This is a genomic window from Anaerostipes faecis, assembly GCF_910574135.1.
GTDB lineage: Bacteria > Bacillota > Clostridia > Lachnospirales > Lachnospiraceae > Anaerostipes > Anaerostipes hominis.
Map to the genome: position 1 here is coordinate 1 of NZ_CAJSYK010000032.1, position 17918 is coordinate 17918.

Below are 17918 nucleotides of genomic sequence, written 5' to 3' on the forward strand. Positions count from 1 at the left end.
TGTTGCGTTTCCCTTCCGTCATTTGTACTTTGTGTACTGGTTTCTTTTCTCTTGCCATAATAAAAGGCCCTCCTATGATTTTTATTTTATCATAGAAGAACCTTCTAAGTTCTATTTTACAGAAAAAGTTTCACACACTCAAAAAACCACATTAACTTTGTTGAGGAACCTATTGCGTCCATTTATACTCTCCTTTCCTCTAAATTAAAAATATCTTTACTCCATTATTTTTAGAGCAATTTCTTTAGCAAGACTACTTGAAACCTGTTCTTTTTGCAAACTATCATCGAGATATACAGCAAAATATTCTCTTTGTTGTCCCTTTTCAGTAAAGCCTATAAACCACGCTTCTCCATTTGTGCCAGAACCTGTTTTCCCATATACTTTTTTCTCTTTCTCATCTTCAATTAGCATAATTTTCTTTAATATTTCGACATTCTGGCTATCATAGAAACTTTCACCTTCAAAAATTTTTGATAAAACCTCTACCTGTTCATATGGCGATATTTTTAAAGATGAACCTAGCCAAAACCCATTTAATTCTTTGTATGGATTTATATTACTTCCTTCCCATGCGGAAACATCACAATTACCATATTCCAACCCACTTAGTTCTTTTTTAACTTCTTGTTCCCCTACACTATTTATAATCTGATGAAAGTACCATATACAAGATGTTTGAAATGCTTTTTGCAAAGCCAAATTCTCGTTCCATTCCGGATTTGGATATTGAGTTCCATTATAGTTCATGGTGGAGGTTTCATCTTTAATAATATCGTTTTGTAGTCCTATTAATGTAGAAATAATTTTAAAAGTTGAATATGGGGATACTTCTTGTTCTGCCATATCTTTATTGTACAAAGAATGCTTATTTTCTGACGGACTGTATAAAACTGCACATCCATTAATACCATTAAAGTCATCACTTAAATCAAGTATTTCTTCCTCATTGCTCTCGCTCACTTTTTCTTCTGTTTTCTCATCTGTTTTTGATTGTTCTAATTGATTTGTTTCTATCCGCTCCACTTTTTCTTGTCTAGATGAACACCCCGATAACATTATAAAACATATTGCTGAAATACAGGTAATCTTGAATAATCTTAACATGCTTTCTCCTTACAACTTCCAATTTATTTATTTTCTCATAATATCATACTTTGTAAGTATTTACATCATTCGTTATAAAAATAACGCACACAATATCTTTACTATCTGCGTCATTCCTCCAATGCTTTCTTGAAATATTTACTCTTCTTTCGACTTTTACTCCAAATTTACTCCATTTTAAAAATCTATTACGATATTTTGCAGTATTCTACGATACCTTTTCTTTGAAGAAAAATGTCTGTAAACCTTAATTTTAAGCGAACTTTTCAATATTTCCAAGTACTTTATTCTGTTGTGAGATTTTCTCTCAAATTATTTCTGCTTACTATCATCTATTCTTCTTTGTATACGATTTAAAATCAAAGGATTCATTGGCATACTACAAATAATCGTCGTAACAAATGATACCACAGGTCTATACGCCCTAAACGACATTTTTATCAATACGATATTAAATATCCAAAATATTATTTCTGTTATTCTCCTTTTCACTATTAACCTCACTCCCCGTTCCCTCTTTCTAATATTACTAAATTTCAAATACTGTATTATCAATTATTCTAAAAAATGAGAGCATATCGCTTCCGCAATACACCCTCATCACTCACAGCGTTCCCTTTCTATTTTAAACAACAAGCAAATTCCTCGTTAAAAGGTTGGGTAAATTTCTTTACCCAATACCCTACCCAATCTGTACCCAAAATAGCACGATATTTTGTGAGATTTTACAGTAGTTTATAATACTTGTCAAAATAGCCAGTAACCGCTTAAATACGCTATTTAATTAGCATTGTATCATTCTTGCAAATGATAAATTAGTTTCCCATCTGCTTTGCCACTTCCTCAGCAAAGTTCTCTTCTTTCTTTTCGATTCCTTCGCCTGTCTCAAAACGGATGAATCCTTTAATGGCAATCTTCGCAGAATTAGCTTTTGCTACTTCTTCTACATATTTTCCAACAGTCTGTTTTCCGTCTTCAGCCTTTACATAAGTCTGATCTAACAGACAAACTTCTTTTAATTCTTTGTTCAGACGTCCGATGATCATCTTCTCGATGATGTTGTCCGGCTTGTCCGGATTTTCATTCTTAGCCTGAGCTTTTAAGATTTCTGTTTCATGATCGATGTAATCTTTAGAAACTTCATCTCTGCTTGTATATTTCGGCATAATAGCAGCTACCTGCATAGCTACGTTTTTACCCATCTCTTTGATCTCGTCGTTGACAACATCTGTCTCAACTTCTACTAATACGCCGATCTTTCCGCCTGCATGAATATAAGAAGCAACAAATCCGGCTGCTGATTCCATCTGTGCAAATCTACGGATATTTAAGTTCTCACCGATGATTGCAATTTTTCCGTCTAATACTTCTTTTACAGTTTTTCCTGCTTCTGCTTTAGATTCTTCTGCAAGGAAAGCTTCGATATCTGCCGCACCTGTTGTGAGAGCCTGATCTGCAACCTCTGCAACATAAGTCTGGAACTGTTCGTTCTTAGCAACGAAGTCAGTCTCAGAGTTTACTTCCACAATAGCAGCTTTCTTTCCGTCATCAGAGAGTTTAGTAGCAACTAATCCTTCTGCCGCAATACGTCCGGCTTTCTTTTCAGCCTTTGCAAGTCCCTGCTCTCTTAAGTGCTCAACTGCTGCTTCCATATTTCCATCGGTAGCGTTTAATGCCTTTTTACAGTCCATCATTCCGGCACCGGTTTTTTCTCTTAATTCTTTTACCATTCCTGCTGTAATAGCCATGATTTTTCCTCCAAATAAATCTTATTCTTCTGCAGCTTCCTCTTCTGCTTCCACATCAGCAGCATCCATTCCCTGGTTTGCTTCTACAACAGCATCAGCCATTGCGGATGTGATCAATTTAACTGCACGGATTGCATCATCGTTTCCTGGGATGATGTATTCTAAATCTTCAGGATCACTGTTTGTATCTGCAATACCTACCAGAGGAATTCCCAATGTGTGTGCTTCCTGAACACAGATATTTTCTTTTTTAGGATCTACGATGAAGATCATATCCGGAATTTCTTTCATCTCCTCGATTCCGCCTAAGTTCTTCTGTAATTTATCCATTTCTTTTCTAAGTTCTAATACTTCTTTCTTTGGAAGAACTTCAAATGTTCCGTCTTCTTCCATCTTTTTGATCTTCTTTAAACGGTCGATACGGCTTCTGATTGTCTTGAAGTTTGTGAGCATTCCACCTAACCATCTCTGGTTTACATAGAACATTCCGCAGCGCTCTGCTTCTGTCTTTATAGAATCCTGAGCCTGTTTCTTTGTTCCCACAAATAAGATCTTTCCGCCTTCTGCGACACATTCTTTTACTGCGTTGTATGCATCGTCTACCATGCCTACGGATTTCTGAAGGTCGATGATGTGGATTCCGTTACGCTCTGTGTATATATACGGAGCCATTTTAGGATTCCATCTTCTTGTCTGATGTCCGAAGTGAACACCTGCTTCTAATAACTGTTTCATTGAAATAACGCTCATAAAAAATCTCCTTTGGTTATGCTTCCACCATTGTCATTATCCCGGCAAACCTCTCGGCACCTACCGAAATTCCAACGGCGTGTTTATTTTTACCTTTGACAGTATAGCACATCTGTTTTACACAATGCAAGAAAAATTTCGCACTTCCGGCTTAGATACGCCCGGCCCGGTTTAATTCGCCAAAAATCAGGTCATTTACAACCTTGATATAAGTTCCTTTCATGCCGGAAGACCGGGACTCGATGACTCCCGCACTCTCCAGCTTTCTCAGTGCATTGACGATGACTGAACGGGTGATGCCGAAACGGTCGGCAATCTTGCTGGCAACCAAAATACCCTCGCTCCCGTTCAGCTCATCAAAAATATGATGAACCGCTTCCAGTTCCGTAAAGGAGAGAGTTCTGAAGGCAGATTCGATGATATTCTGCTTTCTGCGTTCACTCTCTATCTCTTCACTGACAGAACGCATCATTTCCAATCCAACGACTGTTGTTCCGTATTCAACCAATATAATATCATCGATCGTATAGTCATCTTCCATCCGGTACATAAACAGCGTGCCAAATCTCTCTCCTGCGATATCGATCGGGGAGATAATACCGCAGTAGCGGTGAATGTCTCTTTCAAAACCGAGTGTCTGGAGATTTACATTCTCCTTCGTGGATAATATCGTCAACAGACGCTCATTTAAATCCGTGTCAATATAATCCCCAATTTTGCCGCTGATCATCTCTTCGATAGGATCTATGTTCTCTGAATTTTGAATTCCTAAGATCTTTCCCTTTCTGCTGATAACGATCACATTGGAATCCATAACCTCCATCAGAACCTGACAGATGTCATTGAAAACAACTTTTTGTGAATTGTTGTTATGCAGTAATTTATTTATCTTCCTGGTTTTATCTAATAATTGTACACTCATAGCTACTCCTTATTTTCCGTAACTTCTTCCTCTTTCGGCAGATCACATACATATCCGCAGTGTTCGTCTGAACAAACCAGTTTCTTTCCTTTTTCCACCATATACTTTCCGCAGCGCTCACACTTGACGGTAGAAGGCTTCTGCCATGACATAAATTCGCATTCCGGGTTATCCTCACATCCGTAGTATTTCCGACCCTTCTTGGTTTTCTTTAAGACGACTTCCTTTCCGCACAGCGGACATGGAACTCCGATCTTTTCAAAGTGAGGTTTTGTGTTTCGGCAGTCAGGGAATCCCGGACAGGCCAGAAACTTCCCATACGGCCCATATTTCACGACCATATTGCGTCCGCACTGGTCACAGACCACATCGGTCACTTCGTCCTCAATGGTTACCTGCTCCAGTTCTTTTTCTGCGGCCTCCACGGCTTCTTTAAGATCCGGATAGAAGTTTTCCACCACGGATTTCCAGTGGACCTTGCCTTCCTCCACCATATCCAAAAGCGCCTCCATCGTAGCGGTGAAATGCACATCCACGATAGACGGAAATGCCTTTTTCATCATGGTATTGACCGCTTCTCCCAGCTCCGTCATATACAGATTCTTCTTTTCCTTGACCACATACCTTCTGGCAATAATCGTAGATATGGTAGGAGCATACGTACTCGGCCGTCCAATACCCTGTTCTTCCAGAGTGCGGACAAGCGTTGCTTCCGTGTAGTGGGCCGGCGGCTGTGTAAAATGCTGTTTGTGGTCAAACTCTTTTAACTTCAGCTCCGTGGAAGTATCGATACTTTTCAGTATGACATTTCCTTTTGATTTCTCATTGTCGATGTTGTACACAGTCAAAAATCCGTCAAAAACGATCTTGGATGCGGAAGCATTGAAACGGTATCCGTTGGCGTCGATCTTTACGGATGTAGTCTCATACTTGGCTGCACTCATGCGGCTCGCCATAAACCGGTTCCAGATCAGCTGATAAAGCCTGAACTGGTCTCTGGAAAGCTGTTCTTTCAAGCTCGCCGGGGTGTTCTCGATGTAAGTGGGACGAATGGCTTCATGGGCGTCCTGTACATTTTTGTCGTCCTTTTTTGAAACTTGTCCGTTTCCGACAAAATCACTTCCGTAGGTTTCAGAGATGAACTCTCTGGCATTCTTATCTGCCTCTTCCGAAATCCTTGTGGAGTCTGTACGCAGGTAAGTGATCAATCCCACGGTGCCTTTTCCTTTGATGTCTACACCCTCATACAGCTGCTGAGCAATCCTCATGGTTTTTGCTGTCGGAAAATTCAGTTTGCTGGATGCATCCTGCTGCATCGTACTGGTCGTAAACGGAAGCGGGGCTTTCTTGATACGCTCCCCTGTCTTTACGCTGTCAACATGAAATTCGGCGCCTTCAAGTTCCGCAAGGATCTTGTTCAGCTGTTCTTCATTCTTGATCTCGATCTTCCCGACTTTGTCTCCGGCAAACTTGGCCTCCAGGGGCTTTTTGCTCCCTTTCACATTCAGAAAAGCATCCAGTGACCAGTATTCTTCCGGTATGAAAGCGCTGATCTCTTCTTCCCGGTCACAGATCAGGCGGAGCGCCACAGACTGTACCCGGCCTGCGCTCAATCCCCTCTTGATCTTTGCCCATAAAAGAGGACTGATCTTATACCCGACAATCCGGTCTAAGACACGTCTTGCCTGCTGGGCATCCACCAGGTCCATGTCGATCTCTCTCGCATGCTTTAATGATTCCTTGACTGCATTCTTGGTGATCTCATTAAATGTGATACGGCTGCATTTTTTATTCTCAAGTTTCAGCGCATAATAAAGATGCCATGAAATTGCTTCCCCTTCCCGGTCAGGGTCAGTCGCGAGATAAACTTTGTCGGCCTTTTTCACTTCTTTCCTCAATGCCGCCAATACTTCTCCCTTGCCCCGGATCGTAATATATTTTGGTTCAAAATTATGTTCCAGGTCGATTCCCATCGTACTCTTGGGGAGATCCCTCACATGACCGTTGGATGCAATGACCGTATAATTTTTCCCTAAAAATTTATTGATCGTCTTTGCTTTCGCTGGTGATTCTACAATTACTAAGTATTTTGGCATTTTTGCACCTCTTAATTATATTTTTATTATGTAATAATTTTTCAGTATTTCTTCTGCCAACCCCTGCCTCTGTAGATAGTATAAGGATGTCACAGCCTCTGTGACCGGCAGTTTTGCCTCCGAAGCTATCTGTTCCAGGCATTTAGGTTCCAAACTCAAAACATCATACACCATTTTTTCACCTCTAGCAAGTGAATTTTTATCAAATTGACAGACATTATGTGAAAATACTCTGAATTTTGGAAATTCATTTAAGATATCTTCGGGGCCGGAAACCAGCTTGGCGCCTTGCTGGATCAGGCGATGGCAGCCCCTTGATACATCACTCGTCACATTGCCCGGGAGTGCAAAAATTTCTTTGTTTTGTTCCAATCCGCTGTCCGCTGTGATCAGAGATCCGCTTTTCTCTCTGGCCTCCACTACGAAAATTCCGTCGGAAAGGCCACTGATGATCCTGTTCCTCTGCGGAAAAAGAAAAGAAAGCGGCTCTACGCCGGGACCATACTCAGAATAGATCACACCCTGTTTCTCTACATCGGCGAACAGTTTTTTATGTGCTTTCGGATAAATCCGGTCAATCCCGCATCCCAGAACACCTGCCGTCGGTGCGCCTACATCCAGGGCTCCTCTGTGAGAAGCTCCGTCGATTCCCCTTGCCATACCGCTGACGATCAAAACACCCCTCCTGGACAGCTCTTTTGCAAAATATCCTGCCATCTCTCTTCCATATAAAGTACAGGATCTGGCCCCTACTATGGCAATGACCAGCCTTGATTCCTGCGGCCTGCCTTTTCGGAAAATGCCAAACGGATAGTCATAGATCTGTTTAAGCCGCTGTGGATAATCGGGTTCTTTCCATATAATATAGTCTGTTTTCTGCTTTTTTAGCTCCTCGTACTTCTTACAGATATAAGATTCATCTCTTGTCTCAAGAAAAAGCCGGTACTGTCTCTTGTTAAGAAATGGCTTTGCAGTCTCCGCATTAAGCTTCCTGAGTTCCTCCGGATGAATAACGGCAGAAAGGATCTCACCCTGCGTCTTTCGATTCATCTCAAGAAGCGACGTAAACCAGAACCACGAAATCTTTTCATTCATATCCCGCAGCCTCCGATAAAAACTCCATGTTGCGCAGAGACAGTGCCTCTATAAGATGTCCCTCCCCGATCCCGCTTTTCTGTTCCATTCCGGCAATCGTTTTTGCTGTCCTCACAATCTTATGAATACCCCGCATAGAAATATGATGTTTCTTTTGTTCTTCTTTTAAAATTCTTCGGCTTTCTTTGGACAACGGACAGATTTTTTCTAAGTCCTCTGCCTGTATCTGACCGTAATAAGAATACGGAGTATCCGAGAGTTCTCTCTGTTCCTCCCTGATATGTTCCAAAACCCTGCTGCGGATGGCAGCCGAATTTTCAGTCTCGGCGTCCATTTTCTTTGCCTCCTGTCCAACTGTGAGAATCAGATCAAAACGGTCCAGTATGGGCCCTGAAAGTCTGTGATAATAGGACCGCTTTTCACCCGCACTGCACCGGCATGCCTCCGGAGTAAAGCTGTTGCCGCATGGGCATGGGTTCATGGCCGCTGCAAGTAAAAAGTCCGCAGGCATGGTATAGTCTCTCCCAAGCCTGTTTAAAATAATCTGCTTATCTTCCAGCGGCTGTCTCAGGGCTTCAATGCATTTGGCGTCAAACTGTGCCAGTTCATCCAGGAACAGGACACCTTTGTGGGCAAGTGTGATCTCTCCAACTTTTGGAACCGCTCCCCCACCGATCAGCGCTCCCCTGGATATGGAAGAATGAGGTTTTCGGAAAGGCGGACAAAAATCTTCTGCCTCCCGGTGGACACCGGCCGCCTGATACAGAGCCTGCACCTCCAGATATTCTTCCTCGGATAAACTGTTCATGATAGAAGAAATCCGTTCAAGCGCCATAGTCTTGCCGCATCCTGGAGCTCCGATCAGAAGAATGTTATGCCTCCCGGTTACGGCGATTTCCAGAGCTCTTTTTAAGAAAGCCTGTCCTTTTATTTCTGAAAAATCATGACACTGGCTGTCAAGGATCATCCTTTTTTCCTTAAAATGATATGGAAGCACACACCCGCTTCTGAAATAGTCCACGGCATCGGAAAGATGCTTTACCGGAACCAGTTCCACATCTCTGATATGTACAAGGGATTCCATATCATCATAGGGAACCATGAACCGCCGGATGCCCTGCTTTCTCCCTTCCATGATGATGGGCAGGCACTGTCTGATCCCATGGACACTGCCGTCCAATCCCAGCTCTCCCAGGAGACAGATGGGCGGTTCTTTGTTAATTGGAATATAATTGAGACCGGCCATAACGGCCGCTGCGATGGGAAGATCAAATGCGGTTCCTGTCTTTCTGATGTCGGCAGGAGATAAATTGACGGTAATTTTCATAGGAGGGAGCGGACAGCCCAGAGCCCGCAGTGCGGATTCCACCCTGTGCCTGGATTCTTTTGCTTCATTAGAAAGGCGGCCTACCATAGTAAAGTATGGGAGACCGCTTCTTAGTTCCGCTTCGACCTGAATGATACAGCCTGCGGCGCCTGAAACAATGCCGCTTAACATCGAACAAAACATAAAGCCTCCTTCTTCTCCGGAAGCCTTTCAGCTAACAATATACTGTATCTTATCATATTTTCTATTTTTTTACAACTATTTCAGCAATTTTTTCAGTTCACTCATGAAGGTGTTCACATCTTTGAACTCTCTGTATATAGCGGCAAACCTTACATATGCCACCTCATTCAGTTCCTTCAGCTTGTCCATGACGATTTCTCCGATCAGGGAACTCTCCACCTCGCGCTGTCCGAGATTATAGATCTTTGTCTCGATCTCATCTACAATCTGATCTATCTGTCCCATGGATATAGGCAGCTTGTGGCAGGACTGTACGATACCCGCCTTGATCTTGGAGCGGTCATACATCTGTCTGGTCTTGTCCTTCTTGATCACAGACAGCGGTTCTGTCTCGATCTTTTCATAGGTCGTGAAACGCTTGCTGCAGTCGTCACACTGTCGTCTTCTCCGTATAGAGTTATTGTCTTCCGAATGTCTGGAATCAATGACTCTGGAATTTTCACTTCCGCAATAAGGGCACCTCATTTTTCTACCTCCCGGGCTATGCTTTTCTTTGTACTCTTTTGAGAGGCAGAACACGTCTGCCTCAAGACTTTCCATTCGTTAAAGGAAGTATATCATTTTTTCCAGATCACTTCAAACATTCTTTTTCATTAATATCCACCAATACAGTGTCACAGCCGATTCGAATGATCTTCTTATATGGAATATAATAAAACTCTCCTTTTGTAAAACATAGGATCTTTGTCGCTTTTGGAACGATCAGACATAAAATCTGACCTGACGCCAGGTCAAACTCCAGGTCGATTACACATCCCAGTTTATCTCCGGTCCGGCAGTTGATAACATCCTTTTCCCTCAACTCTAAAAACTTCATGAAACGCCACCCCAGAAAAATAGTTATAATAGTGTATGCCCCAGGAAATAAAATGTGTCAAAAAGGCTGTATCCTCCAGTCAGATACAGCCTAATGATCTTTATATAATTCACTTTATTATACAGTAATGATTTTTTTCGGACACTTCTTGGCACAGAGTCCGCAGTTGACACATTTCTCATAGTCTATATGAGCAATGTTATTTTCTACGGTAATCGCTCCAAGCTTACATTCTTTCGCACAGAGCCCGCAGCCGATACATCCGGCTTTGCACACGGACATGACGTCTTTTCCCTTGTCTTTAGAATTACACTGCACTAAATGCTTCTTGTCGTAAGGAACCAGTTCAATAAGTCCCTTCGGACAGATATCGGTACATTTTCCGCAGCCGATGCACGCTTCTTTGTCAACATACGCAATACCGTTGACGATGGAGATTGCATTCTCAGGGCACACCTGGGCGCAGCTTCCGAATCCCATACATCCGAAAGAGCATGCTTTGGGCCCCTCTCCGGGTACGTTCATGGCTTCCACACAGCTCATCTGTCCTGTATATTCGTATTTATTTGATGCTTTCTCACAGGTCCCCGCACACTTTACGAATGCCACCTGTTTTACGAAGTCACCGGCTTCCACACCCATGATGGCACCGATTTTTTCTGCCGCCGCAGGCCCGCCTACCGGACAGGCATTGACCGCAGCTTCTCCGTTCGCGATCGCTTTTGCAAGCCCGTCGCATCCGGCATATCCGCAGCCTCCGCAGTTGTTTCCGGGAAGTTCTGCGCGGACTGCTACTTCTTTTTCATTGACCGGAACCTTAAACTTCTCAGAAGCGATTCCCAAAAGAATAGCAATGACCAAACCAATGCCTCCGACCACGACGGCCGCGAGGATAATTGCTGTAATATCCATTTTTGCTACCTCCCTATATGATTCCTGAGAATCCAAAGAAAGCGATAGCCATCAGCCCTGCCGTGACAAGAGTGATCGGCATTCCTTTGAAAGATTCCGGGATGTTGTTGTATTCTAATTTCTCGCGGATACCAGCCAGGATCACGATGGCGATGGTAAATCCGACAGCCACTCCAAATCCGTTGACTACACTGGTAATAAAGTTGTAATCATACTGAACGTTATTCAATGCAACACCGAGCACCGCACAGTTGGTAGTGATCAGCGGAAGATATACGCCTAAAGACTCATAAAGAGCCGGCATAGATTTCTTTAAAAACATTTCCACGAACTGAACCAATGCCGCAATGACAAGGATAAATGCGATCGTCTGAAGATATTCCAGATGAAACGGTACGAGTATGCCCGCATAAACGAAATAGGTAACCGCTGAGGCGATTGTGATGACGAAAATAACCGCAGCGCCCATTCCGCCGGCAGTTTCTACCTTCTTGGATACACCAAGGAAAGGACAAAGGCCTAGGAACTGGCTCAATACTACGTTATTAACTAATGCCGCACCGATTGCGACTAATAATAAATTTGACATTGTTCATCCCCCCTATTTGTCATCCACACTGTTATCGAAAAACCGGCTTCCACAGGCACCGTTTCCGCAGCTTGCACAGTCGCCGCAGCCGGAAGCCTGAGGCTCTCCTGCTTTTTTCGGTTTCTTGTTTCTTACCTTATTCTGAACTGCAACAAGGCAGGCCAGGACAAAGAATGCTCCGGGGGCCAGGATAAAGATCGTGATCGGCTCATAAGCAGCCGGCATGATCTTTGTGCCAAAGATCGTACCTGCACCGAGGAGTTCACGGAAAGCTCCGATCACAGTCAGTGCAATGGTAAATCCCAGTCCCATTCCGACACCGTCGAAGAAAGAGAGAACTGCCCCGTTCTTAGATGCAAAGGATTCTGCGCGTCCCAGGATGATACAGTTTACTACGATCAGAGGAATGTATATTCCAAGGCTTGCATTCAGTGACGGCACATATCCCTGCAAAAGGAACTGTACTACCGTTACCAGAGATGCAATGATAACAATATAGCCCGGAATACGGACCCTGTCAGGAATAATATTTCGCATGAGTCCAATGATCAGATTGGAAAACATTAACACGGCCGTAGTGGAAAGTCCCATTCCTGCCCCGTTGATGGCGGATGTGGTTACCGCGAGGGTAGGACACATACCGAGCATTAAGACGAAAGTAGGATTTTCTTTGACAATACCGTTGATTAAACGTTCTATCGGATTACTTTTCATCTCAATTACCTCCTTTCAATGTATCCATTAAAGCAACACAGCTGTTGACCCCGCTTGTTACCGCACGGCTGGTGATCGTGGCACCGCTGATGGCATCGACCTTTGCGTCGTCATTCTTGCCGGAACCGTCTTTTACGACTTCAAACTGCTTCGCTTTTTTATCTTTGAAGTTACTCTTAAATTCATCTTCTTTTGCCTTCATACCAAGACCTGCGGTCTCACTGATCGTCAAAGTCTCATATCCGTTGACCGTACCGTCATTCTTGACACCGACGGAGAGGGTGATATCTCCGCCGTACCCGTCAGGGTTTGTCACGGAGAATACATATCCAAGACCTTTTCCGTCCTTATCTACTGCTTTGGCAATCTCACTGACCGTATTCTGGCCCAAATTCTTTGCCTTCAAAACTTTGTTTATCTCTTTTTTATTAAGCTTCACTGCCTCAAATCGATCTGCGTCTTTGAACACAGCCTTGTATGCTTCCTGTTTTGTCTTTTCTTCCTGCTTTGCAATCGGATCTTTGGTCACGTTGTAAACGAATCCAAGGATCAGTCCGGCAGCCAGAGTGATGATAAATAATTTAATACAGTCGTTTACTAAACTTTTATTCATTGTCTTTGCCTCCTTTTGCCTTCACAATTCCAAACGGAGTAGGAACCGTAATCTTTTCAATCAGAGGAACAACCAGGTTCGCAATGATAATAGAGTAAGAAACCCCCTCTGCCATCGGTCCGAACAGGCGGAAAATACCGGTCAGCAGTCCGCAGAGGACACCGAAGATGATCTTTCCTTTGGAAGTGATCGGCGAAGTTACATAGTCCGTTGCCATGAAGATCGCACCGAGCATCAAACCGCCGGCAAAAATCTCAGATGCCATATAAGTAAGATCGAAGCCATGTCCTCCAAAAAGCAGTACGAAGACAGCCACCGTCGCTACATAGATGCATGGGATCAGCGGTGAGATGACTTTCTTTAATACCAGGTAGGCTCCTCCCAAGAGGAGCAGGACGGCGGATGTCTCTCCGATCGTTCCCGGGATAAATCCTGTAAAGACATTTCCGAGGTCTACACTCTTTCCTGCCTTCAGCAGGGCAAGAGGAGTCGCAGTGGTGACACCGTCATATGTAAATGTAGTCATTCTTGCCGCAAAAGAGATCATCAGAAAACAGCGGGCTCCCAATGCCGGGTTCATAAAATTCTGCCCCAGGCCGCCGAAAACTTGTTTTACGACAATAATGGCAAAAAGGCCGCCGAGCACCGGCATCCAGAAAGGAACACCTGCCGGCAGGTTCAGCGCAAGCAGGAGTCCGGTCACAGCCGCGCTCAGATCGCTGACGGAAACTTTTTGTTTCATTAGCTTCTGATATATATACTCAGCAGCCACACAGGTGACAATGGAGACCGCAATGGTCACAGCCGCAGATGCACCGAAGATATAGATACCAAAAACTGTGGCCGGGAGTAATGCAAGGATTACGTCCAGCATAATGCTTTGTGTTGAGCTTTTGTCCCTTACGTGCGGGTTTGCTGAAACACGATATAATGTTTCGTTCATATGTACCTCTCCTTTACTTCTTTCTACGATTTGCCAAGACCTGTTTGCGTCCTGTCTTCATTGACTGTGCCAGGTTTCTCTTCGCCGGACAGATAAAAGAACAGCATCCGCATTCCACACACTCATCTCCGTGGAGTGCCTCAAATGCTTCAAAGTTATTGTTATCTGCCAGTACGGACAGTCTCGCCGGCATTAACTTCTGAGGACAGACGCTGACACAGCGCCCGCAGTTGATACAGTTGCTCGGCTCTACGGCAGACACAGGGTCCTTTGTAAATGCAAGCAGAGAAGAAAATGTTTTGACTGCCGGAACGTCGGTAGTAAACATGGCCATTCCCATCATCGGACCTCCGGAGATCACCTTCTCAGGCTGTCCCTTAAATCCACCGGCTGCTTCGATCAGTTCGTTGACGTTGGTTCCCGTGCGGACTAAAAGGTTTTTAGGGCTCTCAACCGCATCTCCGGTCACCGTTACCACACGGCGGAACAAAGGTCTTCCCTCTTTTACCGCTTCCTTGACAGCAACAATCGTTGCCACGTTGTCCACAATACATCCTGCATCTGCCGGAAGCATACTGGAATTGATGGCTCTTCCCGTAGTCGCATAGATCAGGGAACGCTCCGCTCCCTGCGGATATTTTGTCTTTAACTCTGCAACCGAAATTCTTGCATCTCCTTTGACACAATCGCTGACTTTGGCAATGGCATCTTTTTTATTGTCTTCCACTGCGATGATTCCTTTTGCCTTCGGGAACAAGTCAAGAACAATGTTAAGACCTTCCACGAGGACTTCCGGAGTCTCCATCATGATCCTATAATCTCCGGTTATGTAAGGCTCACACTCCGCACCATTGACAATGATGTACTCGATGGCATCCGGATCTTTCGGAGCCAGCTTCACATGAGTCGGGAAACCTGCCCCTCCGAGCCCGACGATCCCTGCGTCTTTGATCGCAGCGAGAACCTCGTCTCTGGTCATATCCTGATACGGCTTTGCTTTAAACTCCGCTTCTTTAAATTCTCCGTCGTTTTCTATTACAATTGCATTTACTTTTGCCCCGGCGGGAGTCACTCTCGGCTCGATTGCTTTCACCGTACCCGAAACAGAGCTGTAAATATTGGCAGACACAAAACCGCCTGCCTCTGCAACCTTCTGTCCCGCCAGTACCTGATCACCTTTTTGTACGATCGGTTTCGCAGGTGCCCCGATATGCTGGCCGACAGGTAAAACAACATCTCCTTTAGGCAGATATTCGGTGATCGGAGAATTTTTTGCGTATTCTTTCCCGTCATCCGGATGAACTCCGCCGCTAAATGTAAACAATGCCATTTTTAAGCCTTCCTTTCTCTTTTCTTTAATTTCCATATCTTTAATGATAAATTGTTTAGCATGCAAAATCAACTTTCGACATTTTTTTCACAAATGAAATCCCATAAAATAACACACATCTCACTAAAATCTTTTCATTCTTTTACTTTTTTCATCTTTTTGCACAGAAAAAGAAACAATAGCGCTTTCTATATGTGAAATAATTATCAATCTAAAAGGAGTCCCCGATCCTGAGAACTCCCTCTTTGAAGTTTTATCTAATGCCTGATCTGTCCATTGCCATAAATAATAAATTTGGTAGTCGTCAGCGCATCGAGTCCCATCGGTCCCCTTGCATGGATCTTTTGGGTGCTGATTCCGATCTCGGCTCCAAAGCCGAACTCGAATCCATCGGTAAATCTCGTGGAAGCATTTACGTAGACTGCAGCCGCATCGATCTTCTCCAGAAACTCCTGGGCATGGGAATAAGAATCTGTGACGATCGCCTCGGAATGTTTGGTATTGTAGCGGTTGATATGTTTTACCGCCTCATCAAAGCTGTCCACGACCTTTACCGAGATAACGGCATCCAGATATTCGGTTCCCCAGTCTTCTTCCGTCGCCCGGATCACCTGGTCACTGACTGCCATGACTCTCTCGTCTCCTCTGACCTGCACTCCCTTTTTCAGCAATGCCTCTACAACAGCCGGAAGATGGGTCTGTACAACATCTTTATGTATGACCAGAGACTCGCATGTATTGCAGGTTCCAAGCCTCTGAGTTTTTGCATTGACCACGATATCGACAGCCATTTGGGGATCTGCATACTCATCGATATAAGTATGGCAGTTTCCGGTTCCTGTCTCGATCACGGGAACCGTGCTGTTTTTCACGACACTCCGGATCAATCCGGCTCCGCCTCTTGGAATGAGGACATCAATATATTCATTCATCTGCATCATCTTTGTGGCAGTTTTCCGGCTGGTATCTTCCAGGAGCTGAATGCCGAATACCGGCATCTTTTTCTTGGCTAATGATTCCTGGAGAACTTTAGTAATCGCAAGATTAGAATGTATGGCGTCGCTTCCGCCGCGGAGCAGGCAGGCGTTTCCTGTCTTAAAGCAAAGAGCAAACGCATCCGCAGTGACATTGGGACGGGATTCATAGATAATCCCCACAACGCCCAAAGGCACGACCTTCTTTCCGATCAGCAGTCCGCTTTTATTGGGCTTCATCTCGGTGACTGCCCCGATGGGATCTTCCAAGTCCGCCACCTGTCTGAGTCCTTCTGCCATACCTTCGATCCTGTCAACCGTCAGAGTCAGACGGTCCACCAGTGCCTCCGACATCCCGCGCTCCATGGCTGCTTTCACGTCTTTTACATTCTCCGAAAGAATGTAATTCTGGTTTGTCACAAGCTGGTCTGCCGCTTCCCTGAGCAGCTCGTTTTTGTCATTCATGGGCGCCTGCGCCAGAACGACCGACGCTTCTTTTGCCTGTCTTCCTAATTGTTCTAACATAACAACCTCCCTTCTATCTTTATCTCAGTGCTTTCCCTTTGGCTTCAGCGGAGTCACACTTCCGTCCTCATTCTTTATGCTGATATGATTCAGCTGTCCGCGCAGATTTGCCCGGACAGACTGGATATATTCTTCTCTCAGCTTTTTCTGCTCCTTCTTTTCCTTCTCTGAAAGCCCGATGGACTTTTCCAGATGATATAATTCATTGATTCTTCTGATCTTGTCTTCGTTCATACTATTCCTTTCCAGTCAAAATTATGAGTTTAAATACGGACATTCCGTAAGATATTTCCGAAAATTAAAATGTTCTCTTTTATGGGCTAAGAAAAGCGTTCCGATCTCCCTGCCCCCGATAATTCTGTTCAGGTCATTTAAATCTCTGCTGTTTGCTATGACCATATCGGCCCCGCAGTCTGTCACAATATTTGCAGCTGCGATCTTTGTGGCCATGCCCCCGGTTCCCACCTTGGTCACAGCTCCTTTTGCCATGTTTTCGATCTCTTCGGTAATCACGGGTACTTCTGATATAAGTCTTGCTCTTTTATTTTTATGCGGGTCGTCCGTATATAATCCGTCTATATCCGTGAGAAGAATCAAAAGATCTCCTTCTACTACCGCAGTGACCACGGCAGATAAAGTGTCATTGTCTCCGAACTCAATTTCTTCTGTGGAGACGGTGTCATTTTCATTTACGATAGGAATGATGCCCAGACTCAGCAGCTGGTTAAATGTATTTCTTGCATTGAACCTGCGCATATCGTTCAACATCGTCTCTTTTGTGATGAGGATCTGGGCAGAGCCCTGATTGTATTCAGCAAACAGCTTTTGATAGATCATCATCAGCTGTCCCTGTCCCACGGCAGAGCAGGCCTGCTTCATCGGAAGAGATTCCGGGCGTTCCTTTAGTCCCAGTGCTTTATAGCCGACCCCGATCGCTCCGGACGATACTAATATCACATCTTTTCCGCTGTTGTGAATATCTGTCAGGACACGGACCAGCTTTTCAAGCCGGAATAAATTTAGCTGTCCTGTCTTCGGATGTATCAGGGAAGAAGTCCCTACCTTAACTACGATCCGCTTCTTATCCTTTAGTTTTTCTCTGTTTTCCATAATGCTGAAGTCCTGTCCTATTCCCGCTGAGCCTCGGTCAGCGCAGTTTATGATTATTGTAGCCTCTTTCTAAAAAAAAATCAACGTATTATCACCGAAAAAT

Annotated in this window: 18 protein-coding genes; all 18 read right to left on the reverse strand. The window is 44.3% G+C overall.

Annotation, left to right across the window (positions count from 1 at the left end; genetic code table 11):
* Window positions 1-216: 216 nt before the first annotated feature.
* The 18 genes from QGT46_RS15185 to proB all read right to left on the reverse strand — a co-directional run bounded on the left by QGT46_RS15185 (window position 217) and on the right by proB (window position 17815).
* A complete protein-coding gene (locus QGT46_RS15185) occupies window positions 217-1107 on the reverse strand; it encodes a penicillin-binding transpeptidase domain-containing protein (RefSeq protein WP_148459187.1) in 891 nt (296 codons plus the stop codon).
* 815 nt (window positions 1108-1922) lie between these two features.
* Complete coding sequence (gene tsf, locus QGT46_RS15190; RefSeq protein ID WP_148459188.1) at window positions 1923-2855, reverse strand: translation elongation factor Ts; 933 nt, start codon at window positions 2853-2855, stop codon at window positions 1923-1925.
* Between the two features lie 21 nt (window positions 2856-2876).
* Window positions 2877-3605, reverse strand: a complete 729-nt coding sequence (gene rpsB / locus QGT46_RS15195; RefSeq protein ID WP_270431008.1) for a 30S ribosomal protein S2 — start codon at window positions 3603-3605, stop codon at window positions 2877-2879.
* Between the two features lie 151 nt (window positions 3606-3756).
* On the reverse strand, window positions 3757-4527 hold the full coding sequence (gene codY, locus QGT46_RS15200) for a GTP-sensing pleiotropic transcriptional regulator CodY (RefSeq protein WP_024727733.1): 771 nt from the start codon (window positions 4525-4527) through the stop codon (window positions 3757-3759).
* 2 nt (window positions 4528-4529) lie between these two features.
* A complete protein-coding gene (gene topA, locus QGT46_RS15205; protein WP_148459190.1) occupies window positions 4530-6623 on the reverse strand; it encodes a type I DNA topoisomerase in 2094 nt (697 codons plus the stop codon).
* A 15-nt stretch (window positions 6624-6638) separates the two neighbouring features.
* Window positions 6639-7718 carry a DNA-processing protein DprA gene (dprA, locus tag QGT46_RS15210; protein ID WP_148459192.1) on the reverse strand — a complete coding sequence of 360 codons (1080 nt, stop codon included), beginning with the start codon at window positions 7716-7718 and terminating at the stop codon, window positions 6639-6641.
* On the reverse strand, window positions 7711-9228 hold the full coding sequence (locus tag QGT46_RS15215) for a YifB family Mg chelatase-like AAA ATPase (protein WP_148459193.1): 1518 nt from the start codon (window positions 9226-9228) through the stop codon (window positions 7711-7713). The genes dprA and QGT46_RS15215 overlap by 8 nt, the downstream gene beginning before the upstream one ends.
* A 75-nt stretch (window positions 9229-9303) precedes the next feature.
* Window positions 9304-9753, reverse strand: coding sequence for a transcriptional regulator NrdR (nrdR, locus tag QGT46_RS15220; protein WP_024727737.1), 450 nt, complete (start codon window positions 9751-9753; stop codon window positions 9304-9306).
* Window positions 9754-9859: 106 nt separating this feature from the next.
* On the reverse strand, window positions 9860-10105 hold the full coding sequence (locus QGT46_RS15225; protein WP_024727738.1) for a YlmC/YmxH family sporulation protein: 246 nt from the start codon (window positions 10103-10105) through the stop codon (window positions 9860-9862).
* A gap of 117 nt (window positions 10106-10222) precedes the next feature.
* Entirely contained in the window at window positions 10223-11017 is a 795-nt protein-coding gene (locus QGT46_RS15230) for an RnfABCDGE type electron transport complex subunit B (RefSeq protein ID WP_024727739.1), read from the reverse strand.
* A gap of 13 nt (window positions 11018-11030) precedes the next feature.
* Window positions 11031-11606, reverse strand: coding sequence for an electron transport complex subunit RsxA (gene rsxA / locus QGT46_RS15235; RefSeq protein ID WP_006567153.1), 576 nt, complete (start codon window positions 11604-11606; stop codon window positions 11031-11033).
* 12 nt (window positions 11607-11618) lie between these two features.
* A complete protein-coding gene (gene rsxE, locus QGT46_RS15240) occupies window positions 11619-12320 on the reverse strand; it encodes an electron transport complex subunit RsxE (RefSeq protein ID WP_024727740.1) in 702 nt (233 codons plus the stop codon).
* Window position 12321: 1 nt separating this feature from the next.
* Window positions 12322-12933, reverse strand: coding sequence for an RnfABCDGE type electron transport complex subunit G (locus QGT46_RS15245; RefSeq protein WP_024727741.1), 612 nt, complete (start codon window positions 12931-12933; stop codon window positions 12322-12324).
* Window positions 12926-13876 (reverse strand): RnfABCDGE type electron transport complex subunit D, encoded by a 951-nt coding sequence (locus tag QGT46_RS15250; protein WP_148459194.1) that lies wholly within the window; start codon window positions 13874-13876, stop codon window positions 12926-12928. Before QGT46_RS15250 ends, QGT46_RS15245 begins: the two co-directional genes overlap by 8 nt.
* A gap of 13 nt (window positions 13877-13889) precedes the next feature.
* Window positions 13890-15206 carry an electron transport complex subunit RsxC gene (gene rsxC, locus QGT46_RS15255; RefSeq protein ID WP_148459195.1) on the reverse strand — a complete coding sequence of 439 codons (1317 nt, stop codon included), beginning with the start codon at window positions 15204-15206 and terminating at the stop codon, window positions 13890-13892.
* Between the two features lie 257 nt (window positions 15207-15463).
* Window positions 15464-16705, reverse strand: a complete 1242-nt coding sequence (locus QGT46_RS15260; protein WP_024727744.1) for a glutamate-5-semialdehyde dehydrogenase — start codon at window positions 16703-16705, stop codon at window positions 15464-15466.
* A gap of 24 nt (window positions 16706-16729) precedes the next feature.
* Window positions 16730-16939: a DUF896 domain-containing protein gene (locus tag QGT46_RS15265; protein ID WP_024727745.1), complete on the reverse strand. Its 210-nt coding sequence runs from the start codon at window positions 16937-16939 to the stop codon at window positions 16730-16732.
* Between the two features lie 21 nt (window positions 16940-16960).
* Window positions 16961-17815: a glutamate 5-kinase gene (gene proB, locus QGT46_RS15270; RefSeq protein ID WP_148459197.1), complete on the reverse strand. Its 855-nt coding sequence runs from the start codon at window positions 17813-17815 to the stop codon at window positions 16961-16963.
* Window positions 17816-17918 lie beyond the last annotated feature (103 nt).

Bases quoted from the DNA above. Each gene is read 5' to 3' on its own strand.
- QGT46_RS15185 (WP_148459187.1), bottom strand. From the start codon at position 1,107: ATGTTAAGATTATTCAAGATTACCTGTATTTCAGCAATATGTTTTATA.
- nrdR (WP_024727737.1), bottom strand. From the start codon at position 9,753: ATGAGGTGCCCTTATTGCGGAAGTGAAAATTCCAGAGTCATTGATTCC.
- rpsB (WP_270431008.1), bottom strand. From the start codon at position 3,605: ATGAGCGTTATTTCAATGAAACAGTTATTAGAAGCAGGTGTTCACTTC.
- QGT46_RS15225 (WP_024727738.1), bottom strand. From the start codon at position 10,105: ATGAAGTTTTTAGAGTTGAGGGAAAAGGATGTTATCAACTGCCGGACC.
- QGT46_RS15260 (WP_024727744.1), bottom strand. From the start codon at position 16,705: ATGTTAGAACAATTAGGAAGACAGGCAAAAGAAGCGTCGGTCGTTCTG.
- topA (WP_148459190.1), bottom strand. From the start codon at position 6,623: ATGCCAAAATACTTAGTAATTGTAGAATCACCAGCGAAAGCAAAGACG.
- tsf (WP_148459188.1), bottom strand. From the start codon at position 2,855: ATGGCTATTACAGCAGGAATGGTAAAAGAATTAAGAGAAAAAACCGGT.
- codY (WP_024727733.1), bottom strand. From the start codon at position 4,527: ATGAGTGTACAATTATTAGATAAAACCAGGAAGATAAATAAATTACTG.
- QGT46_RS15245 (WP_024727741.1), bottom strand. From the start codon at position 12,933: ATGAATAAAAGTTTAGTAAACGACTGTATTAAATTATTTATCATCACT.
- rsxC (WP_148459195.1), bottom strand. From the start codon at position 15,206: ATGGCATTGTTTACATTTAGCGGCGGAGTTCATCCGGATGACGGGAAA.
- QGT46_RS15230 (WP_024727739.1), bottom strand. From the start codon at position 11,017: ATGGATATTACAGCAATTATCCTCGCGGCCGTCGTGGTCGGAGGCATT.
- QGT46_RS15265 (WP_024727745.1), bottom strand. From the start codon at position 16,939: ATGAACGAAGACAAGATCAGAAGAATCAATGAATTATATCATCTGGAA.
- QGT46_RS15215 (WP_148459193.1), bottom strand. From the start codon at position 9,228: ATGTTTTGTTCGATGTTAAGCGGCATTGTTTCAGGCGCCGCAGGCTGT.
- rsxE (WP_024727740.1), bottom strand. From the start codon at position 12,320: ATGAAAAGTAATCCGATAGAACGTTTAATCAACGGTATTGTCAAAGAA.
- proB (WP_148459197.1), bottom strand. From the start codon at position 17,815: ATGGAAAACAGAGAAAAACTAAAGGATAAGAAGCGGATCGTAGTTAAG.
- dprA (WP_148459192.1), bottom strand. From the start codon at position 7,718: ATGAATGAAAAGATTTCGTGGTTCTGGTTTACGTCGCTTCTTGAGATG.
- rsxA (WP_006567153.1), bottom strand. From the start codon at position 11,606: ATGTCAAATTTATTATTAGTCGCAATCGGTGCGGCATTAGTTAATAAC.
- QGT46_RS15250 (WP_148459194.1), bottom strand. From the start codon at position 13,876: ATGAACGAAACATTATATCGTGTTTCAGCAAACCCGCACGTAAGGGAC.